The organism is Pseudomonas sp. NMS19W (assembly GCF_051554255.1).
GTDB lineage: Bacteria > Pseudomonadota > Gammaproteobacteria > Pseudomonadales > Pseudomonadaceae > Aquipseudomonas > Aquipseudomonas kribbensis.
Genome location: NZ_CP136718.1, coordinates 3,471,970 through 3,489,087 on the forward strand (window position 1 = coordinate 3,471,970; position 17,118 = coordinate 3,489,087).

The following is a 17,118-nucleotide window of genomic DNA, read 5'->3' on the forward strand; positions in this document are numbered from 1 at the left end:
TTACTCCGCGCAACTTCTGCCCCGCGTGCATTCGGGAGTAATCTGGCGGGCGCACAATCCGCCTCATTCGCCCCCAGGAGCCCCGTCGGTATGGAACTTCATGTCGTGATCAACGGCCGCAAGGATCTGGCCGGTCAGTTGTATCAACAACTGCGCGGCGCCATCGAGTCCGGGCGTCTGGCCGCCGGCACACAACTACCGCCCAGCCGCTTGCTCGCCGAGCAACTGGGGATTTCGCGCAAGACCATTTCCGACACCTACGCGCAGCTGACTTACGAAAACTTCCTCACCGGCGTCATTGGCAAAGGCACCTACGTCAACGCCCGCTCGACGCCGGTGCAGCGCAAGCAAAGCCATTCCGAGCTGGCCAGTGCCGAGGTGATAGAGAGCTGGTGCAATCTGCCGGTGTTCCTGCGGCACCCGACGCTGGAAGGCTCGCTGCGTTACGACTTCATCGGCGGCGCCACCAGCAAGGGCAATTCCCCCACGATGACTGGCGCCGCTGCGTCTCCCACGCCATGCGGCAAATGGCGGGTTCCAAAGGCTTTTACAGCGTGGCGGAAGGCTTGCCGGCGCTGCGCAATGCGATTGCCCGGCACATTGCGTTCTCCCGTGGCGTGAACTGTCAGGACGAAGACATCGTGGTGTGCAACGGCGCGCAACAGGCGCTGGACCTGATCGCCCGGGTGCTGCTGCGCCCCGGCAGTCTGGTGGCGATGGAAGATCCGGGTTATCCGCCGGCGCGGCTGCTGTTCGGGACTCACGGCGCCACCGTGGTCGGGGTGCCGGTGGATGCGGAAGGGATTCAGGTCGAGCAGATTCCAGACGGCACGCGGTTGATCTACGTGACGCCGTCGCACCAGTTCCCGCTGGGGATGCCGATGAGCCATGCGCGGCGCGAGGCGTTGCTGGCGCGGGCCTACGAGCTGGGCGCGATCATCATCGAGGACGACTATGACAGCGAATTTCGCTACGAGGGCCGGCCAACGGATTCGCTGCACAATCTCGATCAGCGCGGCATCGTCGCTTACGTCGGCACTTTCTCGAAAACCCTGCTGCCAGAGCTGCGCCTCGGTTACGCAATCCTGCCGCCGGCGATTCTCGAAGCGGTGATCCGCGCCAAGCAGCTCACCGACCTGCACGCCTCCACCCTGCCGCAATGGGCGCTGGCCAAGTTCATCGCCGAGGGCTGCCTGCTCAAGCACATTCGCCGCTGCCACACCGTTTACGCCCAGCGCCGCGAGCGGATCCTTGCGCGCATGGCCACTGACCTGTCGCCATGGCTGGAGGCCGTACCGGCCAGCGCGGGCTTTCATATGGCGGTGTTCTGCCGGGTGCCGATCGACTTGCCGCTGGTGATCGAACTGGCGAAAAAGGTCGAAGTCGGGCTCTACGCCATCGACGGCTTCTATTACCAGCAGCCGGCCAGAAGCGGAATGTACTTCGGTTTTGGCGCCATCGAGACGCTGGATATCGATATCGCGCTGGACCGCCTGCGCGACATTCTGCAACAGGTCGCCGGGTAGATTGGTCTAACGGATTACCCGCCGATTGGTTATTGGTGATCCGGGGGTGCAGGCCTATTCTGCACAGGCGTTATCCCTCAATGAGCAGGATTCGTCCGGCCTGATTCAGGAGTGTGAGCAATGTCCAACGAAGTGATCAACACCGTACAGGTGCAGGCTGCGGCCGGCCGCTCCGAGGAGCTGGGCAGGCAGTTGCAGAAGATCGTCGAAACCCTTCGCGAAACGCCGGGCTGTGATTCCTATCTGGTCGACCGCTGCCCTGACGACAGCCACCGCTGGACGGTCAGTGCCCGTTGGCAGTCGGAGGCGGCGATGCAGGCGCATTTCAACCGGCCTGAGGCGCAGGGGTTTATTGATTTGATCGATAGTCGGCTGGCTAACAGCGTCGACTTCAACTCGTTCCCTATCGTTTGAAACTCAAAAAAATTACAGCCTTCGGCAGCCTCGGGGGAACCTGTGAGGCTGTCGAAGGCTGTGGTTTTTCTGGCTTGTGGGGAATCCGGATTGGTCACCCGAACTTCCCGAATATTGGCCGTTTGAATGCATCACTTCGCGGACTACTGTGAAGGCCGACTCCCCCACTTCACAGGTGACCCGCCATGAAACTCCTGCCCATTTTCGCCGCCGCTCTCGCCCTGTCTGTTTCTGCCGCTGCCATGGCCCACGACGCCTCCGAGAAAATCTCGGTCCTGCAGGATCAGATGCTGAAAAACGTCCCCGGCAAGAAAGCCATGATGATCGAAGTCGACTACAAACCCGGCCAGTCCTCCATCGCCCACAAACACGACGGCACGGCCATGGCCTATGTGCTCGAAGGCGAAGTGACTTCCCAGGTCAAGGGTGAACAAGCGATCACCTACAAGAAAGGCCAGTTCTGGTACGAACCGGCCGGCTCCGAACATCTGGTGTCGAAAAACGCCAGCCAAACCAAACCTGCCAAGTTGCTGGTGTTCATGGTGCTGTCGCCGGACGAGCAAGTGCTGATCCCTTTGAAAAACTGATGGTTGTTTAACCAGCCATAAATAAAAGGTGCAAATTGTTGATTTGCGCCTTTTTTATTTCCCGTGGCAATTAGTCAAAAACGCTTACTGCCAATAAAACTATTGCATGACAGTCATTCAGCAAATTGTCAGGTTGTTTTCAGTTTGGCGGGAGTAGTCTGAGGCAACTGTCGCCGATTCTATTTAATGAACCCCGACACTCCTTACTTTCCGACTGAAGTTGCTTCACGGGAGACTCACCATGAAACTTGCCTTTGCCAGTACGTTGGCGATATCGGTTTTAGCGTTGTCCGCCTGTTCAGTTCCTACCGCCCCCAAAGCGGTTTCCTCCCTCGACACTCTGTTCACCCAACCCGTCGGGCGCAGCAGCGCCGCCCAGGTGAAAAGCGGCCCCGGTGTCTCGCTGGGCATCGTCTATAGTCCGAGTACCCAGACCAATCGTGAATACCTGCGCGACTATCAGGCCAACGCCGGCACCGGTTTCGGCCAGAGTTTATTGGTGCAGCCGATCCATGATGCCTACGTCGCCACCTCGAAACCGGACATGGCCGTGGATTGGGTGAACGCCTCGCTGCAACGCCAGTTCGGCTCGGTCACGGTATACCCGGACATGCAGAGCCTGCGTGCGGCGAATCCGGATGTGGTGGCGATCGTCGATACTCACAGCCAGTTGATTACTTCGCGCAGTTCGGACATCAAGGCCGATGTGAGTGCGGACTTCTATGACGGCAAGTTCAACTATATCGGGACGGCCAAAGGGTCCGAGGCGAAAGAGTTGACGCCGGTCTGGGCGGACTTCAAGCGTTCCGAGGAGATTGTTGCGGATATTAATCAGCAGCAGGAAGTTCAGGTTCGGGCGTTGCAAAAGTTTGACCAGTCGCTCAGTAATTTACTGACCAGACCGGCAGATAAAGTGTCGATGCTCGATACTAAACAAACACATAAGTTGCAGTGACAATCAGACCGCTGCCCTCACCCTAACCCTCTCCCAGGGAGAGAGGGGACTGACCGAGGTGTTTGTTAGAGTTACGCCTACATGAAATACCGAGTCGAACTCGGGCTTGAAAAGCATGAAGATCGGCTCCCTTTCCCCTCGCCCCCCTGGGGGAGAGGGCTGGGGTGAGGGGGTAGGATTTAACGGACACAAATAAGTTAGCAGGCAAAAAAAAGCCCCCGCATCTCACAATGCAGGGGCTTTTTCATTCAGCAGCTACTCAAGCAAGCTCAAGCTCCGCAGTCGCCGCAGCAGGCACGACCGCCTGACCGCTCAGCGCCACGTCGTTCAGCTCCCGGTTGGCCACCGCATACATGGCGTAGTCGGTGCCGCTGGCGGCACGGATTTCCACCAGCATGGCGCGCCAGCGCTGGATCATCGCGTCGTGTTGCGCCATCCACAGCCCCAGACGCTCTTCCACATCCAGGTTGCCGCCGCCTGCTTGCAGAACGGCGATGGTGATCGCGCGTTGCTGCCAGTCGACGTCGTCGCGGAACGCTTCACGGGCCAGGGCCTGCCAGTTGTTTTCAACCGGCAAGGCGCTGATCTGCGAGATGTACCAGGTGATGTCCAGCGCGCTGCCCACGGCGAAGTACGCCTTGGCCACTTCGGCTGGATCCTGGCCAGTCACGTCGGCCGCTTCGATGATCGGCAGCAGCGTGTAGAGGTGGGTCGTTCCCGCCACCATACGCGCCAGCAGTTCCGGAACACCGGCCGCCACGTAAGCCTGATAACGCTCTTGCCAGTTTTCACGGATTTCGCCGCTCAGCAGTTCGTCCAGCTTCAGGCCCAGCTCCTTCAGGTGCGGACCGAAATGCGCGACGTCACGGGCAGCGTTCTGCTCGTTGCGACGGGCACGCAGGAACCAGCGCGTAGCGCGACGGCCCAGACGCATCAGCTCGTCCATCAGCTCCAGTTGCACGTCAGCGGAGACCTGATAGTCCAGGGCTTCGATCTGACGGAACCAGTGCGGGAGGTGGAAGATGTCACGCACGATCACGTACGCGCCTGCCACGTTCGCCGGAGTCATGCCGGTGGACTCTTTGAGTCGCTGAACGAAGGTGATGCCCATGTGGTTGACCAGATCGTTGGCGATCTGGGTGCTGACGATCTCGCGCTTCAGGCGGTGACGGCGCATGGCATCGGCGAACTTGCTGACCAGGCTCGGCGGGAACGCCGTTTCCATGTCGCGGGTCAGGTAGTCGTCGTCCGGCACCAGCGAGTCCAGCAGCTGCTGCTTGAGGTCGATCTTGCTGTACGAGATCAGCACCGACAGCTCCGGACGCGTCAGGCCCTTGCCCGTCGCGGCGCGCTCGGTGAGCTGCTCCTCGGTCGGCAGGTACTCGATGGCGCGGTCCAGCTTGCCACGGCCTTCCAGGTCGCTCATCAGGCGTTTGTACTCGGCGGCACGCTCGTAGGCACGGCGGGCAGCCAGGGACAGGGCCTGGGTCTGCTTGTAGTTGTTGCCCAACACCAGACCACCGACTTCGTCGGTCATGCTCGCCAGCAACTGATCGCGTTGCTTGCCGGTCATGTCGCCGGCCTGAACCACTTCGTTCAGCAGGATCTTGATGTTCACTTCGTGGTCGGAGCAGTCCACGCCACCGGCGTTGTCGATGAAGTCGGTGTTGGAACCGCCGCCATTGAGACCGAATTCCACACGACCCAGTTGGGTCATGCCGAGGTTACCGCCCTCGCCCACTACCTTGCAGCGCAGTTCGTTGCCGTTCACGCGCAGTGCATCGTTGGCCTTGTCGCCGACATCGGCGTGGCTTTCGCTGCTGGCTTTGACGTAAGTACCGATACCGCCGTTCCACAGCAGATCTACCGGCGCCTTGAGCAAGGCGTTCAGCAGTTCGGTCGGGGTCAGCTTGTCGGCCTGGATGTCGAAGCGCTCTTTCATCTGTGGCGAGATGGCAATGCTCTTCGCGCTGCGCGAGAAGATACCGCCGCCTTCGGACATGATGCTGGTGTCGTAGTCGGACCATGCCGAACGCGGCAGGTCGAACATGCGCTGACGCTCGACGAAGCTGGTGGCCGGGTTCGGATTCGGGTCGATGAAGATGTGCATATGGTTGAACGCGGCAACCAGTTGCAGCTTGTCGGACATCAACAGACCGTTACCGAATACGTCGCCGGCCATGTCGCCGATGCCGACCACGGTCACGCTGTCTTCCTGGACATTGATGCCGCGCTCGCGGAAGTGGCGCTGTACGCCGACCCACGCGCCCTTGGCAGTGATGCCCATCTTCTTGTGGTCGTAACCGGCCGAACCACCGGACGCGAACGCGTCACCCAGCCAGAAGCCGTAATCGATGGCGATGCCGTTGGCGATGTCGGAGAAGGTTGCAGTGCCCTTGTCCGCCGCGACCACCAGGTACGGGTCATCGTCGTCATGACGCACGACGTTGACCGGCGGAACCAGTTTGCCGTCCTTCAGGTTGTCGGTGATGTCCAACAGGCCCGAGATGAAGATGCGGTAGCAGGCGATGCCCTCGGCCGCGATCTCGTCACGGCTGCCGCCCAATGGCAGGCGACGCGGCAGGAAGCCGCCCTTCGCACCCACCGGCACGATGACCGAGTTCTTCACTTGCTGGGCTTTCACCAGGCCGAGGACTTCGGTACGGAAGTCTTCTTCACGGTCGGACCAGCGCAGACCACCACGCGCAACGTTGCCGAAGCGCAGGTGCACGCCTTCGACGCGAGGCGAGTAAACGAAGATTTCGAACTTCGGAACCGGCTTCGGCAGCTCAGGGATCAAGTGCGGGTTGAACTTGAAGCTGAAGTACGACTTGTTCTGGCCGTTGGCGTCGGTCTGGTAGAAGTTGGTGCGCAGGGTCGCTTTGATCAGGTCCAGGTAACGACGCAGGATGCGGTCTTCGTTGAGGACTTGAACGTCGTCCAGCGCGGTCAGGATCGCTTGTTCCAGACGCAGTTGCTTGTCGTCCAGATCATCGCTGCCCAGCTTGCGCGCCAGGTAGAAGCGGGTCTTGAACAACCGGGTCAGTTCGCGAGCGATGTCGGTGTGGTTGTTCAGGGTGCTGGCGATGTAGCCCAGGTCGAAGCCCAGACGGATCTGCTTCAGGTAGCGAGCGTAGGCACGCAGCAGCGCGACGTCGCGCCATGGCAGGCCGGCGGTCAGCACCAGACGGTTGAACGCATCGTTTTCGGCGTCGCCGCGCACGATGTGGACGAACGCGTCCTGCAGGGTGTCATTGAGTTGCTGGATGTCCAGGTCCATGCCTTCGGCGGCAGTGAACGCGAAGTCGTGGATCCAGAACTCGCGACCGTTGTTGTGACGCAGGCGATACGGGAACTCGCCCAGCACGCGCAGGCCGAGGTTTTCCAGGATCGGCAGCACGTCGGACAGCGCCAGCGGAGTATCGGCGTGATACAGCTTGCAGTGCAGCTCGCGCGGGCCGGAAGCCAGCGGCTGGTAGAAGCTCATGGCCAGCGGCTTTTTCTCGCTGAGGTTGAGCAGGTGCTGCATGTCGACCACGGCCGAGTGCGCAGCGAAGCGCTCGCGGTAACCGGCCGGGAAGCCTTTCGGGAAATCGGCCAGCACGTTGGTGCCGTTGGCTTCGCCGAAGGTTTCAACGGTCAGGGCGGCGTAGTCGTCCTGCCAGCTGCGGCAGGCCTGGATGACTTCGTTTTCCAGTTGCAGCGGGTCGATGTCGATGCGGTTTTTCGGGTCGACGCGCAGGATCAGTTGCACGCGAGCCAGCACGGACTCGGAGAAGAAGGTCCAGAACTCGCAGTCGGTCGCCTTCAGGCGCTCCATCAGCACTTGCTGGATCTTCTGGCGGACTTCGGTGGAGTAGATGTCGCGCGGCACGTAGGCCAGGCAGTAGCAGAAACGACCGTACGGGTCTTTGCGCAGGAACACGCGGATCTTGTTGCGTTCCTGGATCTGCACGATCGACATCACGGTGCTGAACAGTTCGTCGACCGGGGTCTGGAACAGGTCGTCACGCGGCAGCACTTCCAGAACCTGGGCCAGTTCCTTGCCCAGGTGAGCCTTGGCCTGGAAGCCGGAGCGACGCTCGATTTCCTCGACCTTGCGGCGGATGAACGGGATGACACGTACGCTTTCGCCATACACCGACGAGGTGTACAGGCCCATGAAGCGGTGTTCCTTGATGACTTTGCCGTCGGCGTCGATTTCACGGATCGACACGTAGTCCGGGTAGGCCGGACGGTGTACGCGGCTTGGGTGTGCAGCCTTGGCGAACGACAGCAGCGTCGGCTCGCGCAGGTAGTTCACGGCGTAGTCTTCGATGTGGCGGTCTTCGTTGGTCAGACCGGTGCGCAGCATCTTGGTCAGGCCGAGGAACGAATTCTGGTCGTATTCGATGTGGCCGCCGTCGGCCTGATCGACCACGGTGAACTCTTCGTAGCCGAGGAAGGTGAAGTGGTTGCCCACCAGCCATTCCAGGAAGCTCTTGATTTCGCTCTTCTCGCCGGCATCGACGGCGAATGCGCTGTTATCGAGCTTGGTGAGGATTTCCTGCACCTTGGCCTTCATCGGCTCGAAATCGGCGACCGCGACGCGGACTTCACCCAGAACCTGTTCCAGTTCCTTGCTCAGCACATTCAGTTCGGCCGCGTTGGCGCAGCGGTCGATTTCCAGGTACATCAGCGACTCGTGCAGGATGCCTTCGCCGGTGGTGCCCTTCGGCAGGATTTCCAGCAGTTCGCCCTTGCTGCCACGACGCACGCTGAGCACGGTGGTCTGCAGGGTGTGGATGCTGTAGCCGCGGCGGTTCAGCTCGGTGCGCACCGAGTCCACCAGGAATGGCAGGTCGTGGTGCAGCACTTCGACCGCGGTGTGGGTCGACTGCCAGCCGTGACGTTCGTAATCGGGGTTGTAGACGCGCACTTGCGGTTGCGCGTGATCGAAGCGCTCAAGCAGGCGCCACGCAGAAAGAGTACAGCCAGCGAGGTCGGAGAGGCGACGTTGGGTCAGCTCGTCCAGGGAAATGATGCCGAAGAATTGTTCAGCGAACAGCGCCACTTGTGGCAGTGCCTGTTCACTGATGTGCTGCGCCAGTGCCGCTTGCAGTTGGTGCTGGAAGTCGGCTTTGCTGGCTGCGGTGAAGAACGCCATCTGTGGTACTCCGCTTGGGCTTGTTATTGATGGAAAGCGTCGCGTACAAAACCCCTTTCGGGGCGTTCCGTCGCCCTGTTCCTGAATCTCGGGCAGAGGAAACAGGGTGACAGGTGGGTGAAGCTGGACGAGACACTCAGGTCACATTCACCTTCCATGAATGGGCATCTGCAAAAACGACTGTCCGGCATCATTTTTGGAGCCTGCGACAATGCCTTTACGGGTGCTCATCCGTTGCGCAGCTTAATGGGTGCGACAATGTGTCTGCTTGCGGTGCTGCGACATATTCGGTCATTGGCACGTAAACCCGGGCAGGCGCATCGGTAAACACTAGCATTCATGGGGCGCAACGCCGGTCTGAATCCCCGGTTTTACGGTACAGGCGTGCCAGAAATGACCATTGACCTGTGTCGCGTTCACGACACATCCTCTGACACTCTCACATGCAGAAATTCCCGGGGGCTGGCAGAATCGCGCCCAATTGCGACCAACAAGCCCGTCGAGGCAGGAATTCCCCATGCAAATGACCACCGCCCTTTTGATCGTCAACCCGTGCGACGACGAAGAAGACAACATGGCCATGCTCTGCTGCCACAGCGACAAGGGCGAAATGTTTCTGATGAGCCGCTATCCGGACGAGGATGAGCTGGAGATCACCCTGGATGGCGAGCCGTCCACCCTCGACGGCGTGAAGGTCACCCTGACCAAAACCCTGCTGAAGATCGAAATCGCGGCGGCGGATGCCGATGCGCTGAATGGCGACGATGTGCTGGAAATCACCTACAACCCGGACATGGTGGATCTGGCCGAAGTCGAGGAAACCCTGAAGAACATTCTTGATGGTACCGGCACCTTCATCAGCCAGATTTGATGTTGGCTTGACGGCCCTTTCGCGAGCAGGCTCGCTCCCACACTGACGGGTGTACGCCGTTCAAATGTGGGAGCGAGCCTCATCGCGATGAGGCCCGAAAGGACACCGCACCTCCCCCGCCCTACAAATTTCCAACAATTGCCCCGGTCATTTCCCGCACTTTGCGCAAAATGCCGTTAGTCGCCACCCCCTGCGATGGATTAAAGTAACGCCCCCAGCCCCGGCGTTATCCGAACGCCTGTGGCCACCCTTTCCAGGAACAGTCATCGATGGAACATCGTGAAGCGCTGCTGGCGCTGCGAACATTTCTTTCAACGCAGATTCTCGGCCAGGAAAAACTCATCGAGCGCTTGCTCATCGCCCTGCTCGCCGACGGCCACATGCTGGTCGAGGGCGCTCCGGGTCTGGCCAAGACCAAAGCGATCAAAGAGCTCGCCGAGGGCATCGAAGCCCAGTTCCATCGCATCCAGTTCACCCCGGACCTGTTGCCGGCCGACATCACCGGCACCGAGATCTATCGCCCGGAAACCGGCAGTTTCGTGTTCCAGCAAGGCCCGATCTTCCACAACCTGGTGCTGGCGGACGAAATCAACCGGGCGCCGGCCAAAGTGCAATCGGCCTTGCTTGAGGCGATGGCCGAGCGGCAGGTCAGTGTCGGACGCAGCACCTATGAGCTGTCGCCGCTGTTTCTGGTGATGGCCACTCAGAACCCGATCGAGCAGGAAGGCACCTATCCGCTGCCCGAAGCGCAGCTCGACCGCTTCCTGATGCACGTGAAGATCGGCTTCCCCGACGCGGCTGTCGAACGCCGGATCCTGCAACAGGCCCGGGGCGAAGCCCTGAACGGCGAAACCAAGCCTGAACGTCGGGTCAGCCAGCAGGCGATTTTCGCCGCCCGCAAGGAAATCCTCGGTCTGTACATGGCGGACGCCGTGGAGGAATACCTGGTGCAACTGGTCATGGCCACGCGCAACCCGGCCAAGTTCGACCCGGAAATGGCCGAATGGATTGCCTACGGCGCCAGCCCGCGTGGCTCTATCGCCCTCGACCGCTGCGCCCGCGCCCACGCCTGGCTGGCCGGTCGCGACTTCGTCAGCCCGGAAGACATCCAGGCGGTGCTGTTCGACGTATTGCGTCACCGCATCATTCTGTCGTTCGAGGCCGAGGCCGCCGGCATCGACCAGGATCGGGTGGTGCAACGGATTCTCGACGTCGTAGCCGTCGCTTGACCCCCATGAACGCCTCCCTGCCGTCCGAACCCGGTATCCGCATCTCCCTCGCCGAATTGATCGAGATGCGCCACCGCGTGCGCGAAGTGCAGCTGTTTTCCACACCGAGCCAGCGCAGCCCGCTGATTGGCCTGCATCACTCGAAATTCCGTGGCCGTGGCGTCGACTTCGATCAGGTGCGGGTCTATCAGGCCGGCGACGACGTGCGCACCATAGACTGGCGCGTGACCGCACGCACTCAGGAGCCACACACCAAGCTGTTCCATGAAGAACGCGAGCGGCCGATTTTCATCATGGTCGAGCAAAGCACGCGGCTGTTCTTCGGCTCCGGGCTGATGTTCAAATCGGTGCTCGCGGCACAGGCTGCAGCGCTGATCGGCTGGGCCGCGCTGGGCCACAACGACCGGGTCGGCGGACTGGTGTTCGGCGACAACGAGCATTACGAGATCAAGCCGCGCCGCAGCAAGCAAAGCCTGCTGCAACTGCTCAACCGCTTGGTGAAGGTCAATCAATCACTGCACAGCGAGCGGGAGCCGGATCGCGATGCGTTTGGCGTCGCCCTGCGCCGGGCCCGCGAAGTATTGCGTCCGGGCAGTCTGGTCATTGTGATCTGTGACGAGCGCGCCTTGAGCGACAGCGCCGAGCAGCAACTGAGCCTGCTGTCGCGCCATTGCGATCTGCTGATGCTGCCGCTGTCCGATCCGCTGGACCACGCCCTGCCCGCCGCCGGTCTGCTGCGATTCGCCGAGCGCGGCGCGCAACTGGAACTCGACACGCTGAACTTTGACCTGCGCCAGACCTATCGCGCCCAGGCCGAAGCGCGCATCGCCCGCTGGGAATTGCTCGCGCAGAAACTGCGGGTCTTGCTAATGCCGTTGAGCACCCAGAGCGAAATGGTCGAGCAGATGCGCGAGTTCCTCAACCCGCAGCGCCCGGGGAACGTTCGATGAACGGCCTCGAACAACTGCAACCACTGATTTCCCCGCCACCGATCGCCTTCTGGCCGCCGGCGCCGGGCTGGTGGCTGCTGCTTCTGTTGCTGCCGCTGATCGGCTACGCGTTGTGGCGTCTGCGCCGCTTCATTCCGATCAAGAAAAAACCGGTCGTGCGCGCCGAAATCCCGCTTGATCCGGTGCGCATCGCTGCACTCGCCGAACTGGCGCAAATGGTCAAACCCTACGACGGCGCACCAGCCGGCGCATGGCTGCAACAACTGAACGGCCTGCTAAAGCGCCTGTGTCGCAACCACTACCCTTACAGCCAGAGCCACACCCTCAACGGGCGCAAGTGGCTGGCGTTCCTCGACAACCGCTGCCCCGCCGCCGGCCTGACTCGCTGGATGGTGCTGGTGGAAGGCGCCTACAAGCCCGAGTGCAAACTCGACGACAAGGCCATCGCCGGCCTGACGCAAGCCGTCGATACGTGGATCCGCAAGCATGTTTGAATTCGCCTGGCCGTGGATCTTTGTGCTGTTGCCGCTGCCGTGGCTGATGCGCCTCGTGCTGCCGGTGGCCGACAGCGGCGAGCCGGCGCTGAAAGTGAGCTTCCTCGGTGATCTGGAAGGCCTCGCCCGCCGCCGCGCCCGGGCCAATCTGCCGGCCTGGCGCCAGCAGGCACCGTTCATGCTGCTGTGGTTGCTTCTGCTGATCGCCGCCGCCCGCCCGCAATGGCTGGGCGAGCCGTTGCCGATTGCCGCCAGCGGTCGCGATCTGCTGGTGGCGGTGGACGTGTCCGGTTCGATGGACTTCCCCGACATGCAATGGAACGACGAAGACGTCAGTCGTCTGTCGCTGGTCCAGCATTTGCTCGGTGACTTCCTGGAAGGCCGCGACGGCGACCGGGTCGGTTTGATCCTGTTCGGCAGCCAGGCTTACCTGCAAGCACCGCTGACCTTTGACCGGCGCACTGTGCGTGTGTGGCTCGACGAAGCGCGGATCGGCATCGCCGGCAAGAACACCGCCATCGGCGACGCCATCGGTCTGGCCCTGAAACGCCTGCGCATGCGCCCAGCGCAGAGCCGCGTGCTGATTCTGGTGACTGACGGTGCCAACAACGGCGGAGAGATCGAGCCGCTGACCGCCGCAAAACTGGCGGCCAATGAAGGTGTGAAAATCTATCCGATCGGCATCGGTGCCGATCCCGAAGAGAGCGGCGCCACGGCACTGCTCGGCGGTAACCCGACCCTCGACCTCGACGAACCGGCACTCAAGGCCATTGCCGACGCTACCGGAGGACGCTACTTCCGCGCCCGCGACGGCAAGGAACTGCAAGCGATCAAGGACACCCTCGACCAAATGGAGCCGGTGGCCCAGCAACCGACTCAGGCGCGCCCGGCCCAAGCGTTGTATCAGTGGCCGTTGGCATTGGCGTTGCTGTTGAGCATGTTGCTGGTGGCCCGTGAGTTGTGGCCGGACAACCCGCTGCAACGCCTGTTCACCAAGGAGTTGTATCTGCAAAGCCCCCTGCCTGACTGGCGCGAGCGCCTCAAGCGCCTGCGTCTGCGGAGGCGCCGATGATCGCCCTCTGGCCGCACTGGTTCCGTCCTTGGTGGTTGCTGCTGTTGCCGCTGCTCGGCTGGTTGATCTGGCAGCTCTGGCACCGGCAGAAACGCGCCGGGCGCTGGCAGATGATTCTGCCGCCGGCGTTCCATGCTGCGTTGCTCAGTGGCGGCAGCGGTCGCGACAGCAAGTTGCCGTGGGTTGCGTTGGGCGTTGCGTGGTTGCTGACGATCCTGGCGCTGCTTGGACCGAGCTGGGAGCGGGTCGAACAGACCAGCCAGAAACCGGCGGATCCGTTGGTGGTGGTGCTGGAACTGACCCCGGAAATGCTCGCCACCGACTCGCCGCCGACGCGTCTGGAACAGGCCCGGCGCAAACTGTTCGATCTGCTAAAAGCACGCAGCGATGCGCAGACCGCCATCGTGGTTTACGCGGGCAGTGCCCACACGCTGGTCCCGCTGTCGGATGACCTGGCGACCAATCGCAACCTGCTCGATGCCCTCAAGCCGTCGCTGATGCCGGAAAGCGGCCATCGCGCTGACCTCGCCGTGAGCAAGGCGCTGACCTTGCTGGAACAAGGGGCGCTGGGTCAGGGACGCATTCTGCTGATTGGCTCTTCGCTTTCGGAAGAGGAACGCCAAGGCATTCGCCGCGCACTGAGCGGGCAATCGGCGCAGCTGCTGATGCTCGGCATCGGTACCGCGGAGGGCGCGCCGATTGCTCAGGAGGACGGCAGTTTCCTCAAGGACGCCCAGGGTGCGATCCGCGTGCCGCAACTCGACAGCCCCAGTCTCGGCGCCTTCCTCAACTCGGTGGGTGGCGAGTACCACAGCGCACGGCTGGATGAATCGGATCTGCGCAGCCTCGGCCTGCTCGACGGCCCGCGCAGCCTGCGCAACGATGGCCAGACCCTGCGCCTCGATACCTGGGCCGATCAGGGTTACTGGCTGCTGTTGCCGCTGTTGCTGCTTGCCGCCTGTGCCGGGCGCCGTGGCTGGTTGTTCTGTCTGCCGCTGCTCTTCTGTCTGCCGCAACCGAGCTACGCTTTCAGTTTCGAAGACCTTTGGCTGCGCCCCGATCAGCAGGGTTTGCATCTGTTGAAACAGAAGCGCCCGGCCGAGGCCGCGCAACACTTCGAAGACCATCAATGGCAGGGACTGGCGTTGTACGAGGCCGGCGATTACAGTGGCGCCGCCGAGCGTTTCGCCGAGGGCAGCGATGCCCGCGCCCACTACAATCGTGGCAACGCACTGGCGAAAAGCGGTGAGCTGGAAGCGGCGATCGACGCCTATGAACAGGCGCTGGAATTGCAGCCGGACTTGCGCCCGGCGCTGACCAACAAGGCACTGGTGGAAAACCTGCTCAAGCAGAAAAACACTCCGCCGCCGACCGAGCCCGAGAAGCAACCGACGCAGCAAAACGTGCCGGGCGACGAACCACCGCCCGCCACCGCGCCGCCACCGGCGATCAAGAATGACGCGCAAAGTGAGACCCAGCCTGCGGAGTCAGCGAGCGAACCGCCGCCGACCACGCCGCCACAGCCAGGCCCCAATGAATTACCGGACAGCGCGCCGGACGCGGAACAGAATACGGCCCCGACGCTGAGCCCTGGAGAGGACGACCTCAAAGGCGAGCAACGTCAGGCACTGGAGCAATGGCTGGGCAAGATCCCGGACGATCCGGGCGAATTGCTGCGACGCAAATTCTGGTACGAACAGCAACAACATCAGGATCAGGAAAACACTCGATGACCCGTTTCACCGCTCTCTTGCTACCCCTGCTGATCTGCACGGCCACCGCTCAGGCGGCCGAGCTGACGGCCAGTGTGGATCGCAGTCGCCTGAACTCCGGCGAGACGGTGGAACTCACCCTCGAGTCCAATGATGTCACGCAGTTCGGCAAGCCTGATCTGACCCCGCTGGAACCGCTGTTCGAAGTGCGCGGCACGCGTCAGGTCAACCAGCTGAATACCCTCAACAACGAGAACCGCGCCACCACCCGCTGGATCATCACCCTGCTGCCAAAACAGAACGGCAGCGTTGAAATTCCGTCATTGAAACTGGGTGAAACCCAAAGCCAGCCGATCACCGTGCAGGTGGTGGAAAGCGACGTAACCGAAGAAAAGAATGTGCTCGACCCGGTGTTCATCGAGTCCAGCCTCGATCAGAGCAGCGTCTATGTGCAGGCCCAGGCCGTCCTGACCCTGCGCATCTACCATTCGGTGTCGCTGTACGACGACAGCAGCGTCACGCCGTTGCAGATAACCGACGCACGGGTTGAACAGCTGGGCGATACACGCACCTACGAAAAAGACATCAACGGCGTGCGTCACGGCGTGATCGAAATGCGCTACGCGATCTTCCCGCAGCACAGCGGTTTGCTGACCATCACCCCGCAAACCTTCAGCGCCACACGAGTGGACACCCAGCCTGCCAAAGACGCCAACGCACAGGGTCCGAAGCCGGGCAAAGTGTTGCGAGTGACGTCTACGGAAATCCCGCTGACGGTCAAACCCAAACCCATCACTTATCCGGCCGACGCGCCGTGGCTGCCGGCCCGCAGCCTGAGCCTCAGCGAAAGCTGGAACCCGGAACCGGATCACACCCAGGTCGGTGACTCCCTGACCCGCAGCCTGACCCTCAAGGTCGAAGGCCTCGCCAGCTCGCAACTGCCCGCCCTGCCGGCCACCGAGGCCAACGGCCTGCGTCGCTACCCGGACCAACCGGTGCTCAACAATCAGAGCAGTGAGCGTGGTTTGATCGGCAGCCGTGAAGAGCGCGAAGCTTTGGTGCCAAGCCGCAGCGGTTCGATCGATCTACCAACCGTGGACGTGGTGTGGTGGAACACCTTCGAAGATCATCTGGAACACACCAGCCTGCCGGCCCGCACCCTGCAAGTGGTGAACAACCCGAGCCTGCAGGTCGACACCCCGGCCGGCAGCGCGCAATCCTTCAACGCCGCCGACAGCGAAGCCCTGTGGTGGTGGAAACTCAGCACGCTGATCCTCGCCTGCACTACCCTCCTCGGCTTCGGCCTCTGGTGGCGCGCCCGCTGGCAACCGGCAATCCTGCGCGCCGCCCAAACCGGCCCGAGCCCGCGCACCCTGCTTGACGACATCAAACGCGCCAGCCAGGCCAACGACCCGCAAGCCACCCGCCAGGCCCTCGACGCCTGGGCCCGCCAGCAGCCGGAAACCCTGGCAGATATGGCGGCGCGTTTTGTGCCGCTGTCGGATGCGCTTGATGGGCTGAACGGCGCGCTGTACAGCGAAACCGGGCAGCATTGGCAGGGTGAAGATTTGTGGCGCGCGATCCGCACGATTCCGACGGCGGAGCGGGTGCAGGATCCGGTGGGCGATAGTGGGTTGCCGCCGCTTTATCCGAAGTAGTTTAAAAATGGGGACAGATCTATTTAATCAAATAAACCTGCCCCTATTTTCAATAGCCTTATCTCGGAATAATGACAGGAATAATCATCGGTGCCGGGGGCGCAGGCGGGTTGATCATCCCCTTGCTTTCCACCACAAGAACGCCCTTCTTCTTGATGGTGTCAAACAATCGCTCAATAGTAAAAACGGGGACAGATTTATATTCATCACGATCATCACGGCACGCCTGCAAACACCCGGCTCAAGGCTGAAGCGTTCCGGACCTTGTTCCAGATCCCGAAATCTCATGCCCGGCTCCCGACTCAGTCGCAAGGGCCGCTCCGATCCTGATTGATATCAATATAGTGGCGCGATGGTAGATATCGGGTGCAGGACCGTCAATCAAGGAATCATCGAGATCGTACCCCCGCCTCCCGGACAAGCCTGCCTGCCGCAATAATCTGTAAACTCCCCCTCTTTCGCCGCCCTCTTATCCCCGCGGCCATCACCCCTTTATATTGCGGA

Annotated in this window: 11 protein-coding genes and 1 pseudogene; 11 read left to right on the forward strand and 1 reads right to left on the reverse strand. The window is 61.7% G+C overall.

Going from position 1 to position 17,118, the window contains the following annotated elements; translation table 11 throughout:
* Positions 1-90 precede the first annotated feature (90 nt).
* The 4 genes and pseudogenes from R1A29_RS15655 to R1A29_RS15670 all read left to right on the forward strand — a co-directional run bounded on the left by R1A29_RS15655 (position 91) and on the right by R1A29_RS15670 (position 3,482).
* Positions 91-1,526: pseudogene (locus R1A29_RS15655) on the forward strand (PLP-dependent aminotransferase family protein).
* 120 nt (positions 1,527-1,646) lie between these two features.
* A complete protein-coding gene (locus R1A29_RS15660; RefSeq protein WP_085711307.1) occupies positions 1,647-1,940 on the forward strand; it encodes a putative quinol monooxygenase in 294 nt (97 codons plus the stop codon).
* Between the two features lie 185 nt (positions 1,941-2,125).
* The gene (locus tag R1A29_RS15665; protein ID WP_265814203.1) at positions 2,126-2,527 is read left to right on the forward strand and encodes a cupin domain-containing protein; all 402 of its coding nucleotides are present in this window, start codon (positions 2,126-2,128) and stop codon (positions 2,525-2,527) included.
* Positions 2,528-2,768: 241 nt separating this feature from the next.
* Positions 2,769-3,482 carry an ATPase gene (locus R1A29_RS15670; protein WP_438298830.1) on the forward strand — a complete coding sequence of 238 codons (714 nt, stop codon included), beginning with the start codon at positions 2,769-2,771 and terminating at the stop codon, positions 3,480-3,482.
* Between the two features lie 259 nt (positions 3,483-3,741).
* On the opposite strand, the gene R1A29_RS15675 is transcribed toward R1A29_RS15670, so the two are convergent.
* Positions 3,742-8,628: an NAD-glutamate dehydrogenase gene (locus R1A29_RS15675; protein WP_438298831.1), complete on the reverse strand. Its 4,887-nt coding sequence runs from the start codon at positions 8,626-8,628 to the stop codon at positions 3,742-3,744.
* Between the two features lie 517 nt (positions 8,629-9,145).
* Here R1A29_RS15675 and R1A29_RS15680 point away from each other — a divergent pair.
* From R1A29_RS15680 to R1A29_RS15710, 7 genes are all read left to right on the forward strand, one after another.
* Positions 9,146-9,499 (forward strand): hypothetical protein, encoded by a 354-nt coding sequence (locus R1A29_RS15680; RefSeq protein WP_085711311.1) that lies wholly within the window; start codon positions 9,146-9,148, stop codon positions 9,497-9,499.
* Between the two features lie 269 nt (positions 9,500-9,768).
* Positions 9,769-10,728, forward strand: a complete 960-nt coding sequence (locus R1A29_RS15685; RefSeq protein WP_007913915.1) for an AAA family ATPase — start codon at positions 9,769-9,771, stop codon at positions 10,726-10,728.
* Between the two features lie 5 nt (positions 10,729-10,733).
* Positions 10,734-11,678, forward strand: coding sequence for a DUF58 domain-containing protein (locus R1A29_RS15690; protein WP_085711312.1), 945 nt, complete (start codon positions 10,734-10,736; stop codon positions 11,676-11,678).
* Positions 11,675-12,172 (forward strand): DUF4381 domain-containing protein, encoded by a 498-nt coding sequence (locus R1A29_RS15695; protein ID WP_085734027.1) that lies wholly within the window; start codon positions 11,675-11,677, stop codon positions 12,170-12,172. Before R1A29_RS15690 ends, R1A29_RS15695 begins: the two co-directional genes overlap by 4 nt.
* Positions 12,165-13,244, forward strand: coding sequence for a vWA domain-containing protein (locus tag R1A29_RS15700; protein WP_438298832.1), 1,080 nt, complete (start codon positions 12,165-12,167; stop codon positions 13,242-13,244). The genes R1A29_RS15695 and R1A29_RS15700 overlap by 8 nt, the downstream gene beginning before the upstream one ends.
* On the forward strand, positions 13,241-14,977 hold the full coding sequence (locus tag R1A29_RS15705) for a tetratricopeptide repeat protein (RefSeq protein ID WP_438298833.1): 1,737 nt from the start codon (positions 13,241-13,243) through the stop codon (positions 14,975-14,977). The genes R1A29_RS15700 and R1A29_RS15705 overlap by 4 nt, the downstream gene beginning before the upstream one ends.
* Positions 14,974-16,614 (forward strand): BatD family protein, encoded by a 1,641-nt coding sequence (locus tag R1A29_RS15710; RefSeq protein WP_438298834.1) that lies wholly within the window; start codon positions 14,974-14,976, stop codon positions 16,612-16,614. The genes R1A29_RS15705 and R1A29_RS15710 overlap by 4 nt, the downstream gene beginning before the upstream one ends.
* Positions 16,615-17,118 lie beyond the last annotated feature (504 nt).

Bases quoted from the DNA above. Each gene is read 5' to 3' on its own strand.
- R1A29_RS15660 (WP_085711307.1), top strand. From the start codon at position 1,647: ATGTCCAACGAAGTGATCAACACCGTACAGGTGCAGGCTGCGGCCGGC.
- R1A29_RS15665 (WP_265814203.1), top strand. From the start codon at position 2,126: ATGAAACTCCTGCCCATTTTCGCCGCCGCTCTCGCCCTGTCTGTTTCT.
- R1A29_RS15670 (WP_438298830.1), top strand. From the start codon at position 2,769: ATGAAACTTGCCTTTGCCAGTACGTTGGCGATATCGGTTTTAGCGTTG.
- R1A29_RS15675 (WP_438298831.1), bottom strand. From the start codon at position 8,628: ATGGCGTTCTTCACCGCAGCCAGCAAAGCCGACTTCCAGCACCAACTG.
- R1A29_RS15680 (WP_085711311.1), top strand. From the start codon at position 9,146: ATGCAAATGACCACCGCCCTTTTGATCGTCAACCCGTGCGACGACGAA.
- R1A29_RS15685 (WP_007913915.1), top strand. From the start codon at position 9,769: ATGGAACATCGTGAAGCGCTGCTGGCGCTGCGAACATTTCTTTCAACG.
- R1A29_RS15690 (WP_085711312.1), top strand. From the start codon at position 10,734: ATGAACGCCTCCCTGCCGTCCGAACCCGGTATCCGCATCTCCCTCGCC.
- R1A29_RS15695 (WP_085734027.1), top strand. From the start codon at position 11,675: ATGAACGGCCTCGAACAACTGCAACCACTGATTTCCCCGCCACCGATC.
- R1A29_RS15700 (WP_438298832.1), top strand. From the start codon at position 12,165: ATGTTTGAATTCGCCTGGCCGTGGATCTTTGTGCTGTTGCCGCTGCCG.
- R1A29_RS15705 (WP_438298833.1), top strand. From the start codon at position 13,241: ATGATCGCCCTCTGGCCGCACTGGTTCCGTCCTTGGTGGTTGCTGCTG.
- R1A29_RS15710 (WP_438298834.1), top strand. From the start codon at position 14,974: ATGACCCGTTTCACCGCTCTCTTGCTACCCCTGCTGATCTGCACGGCC.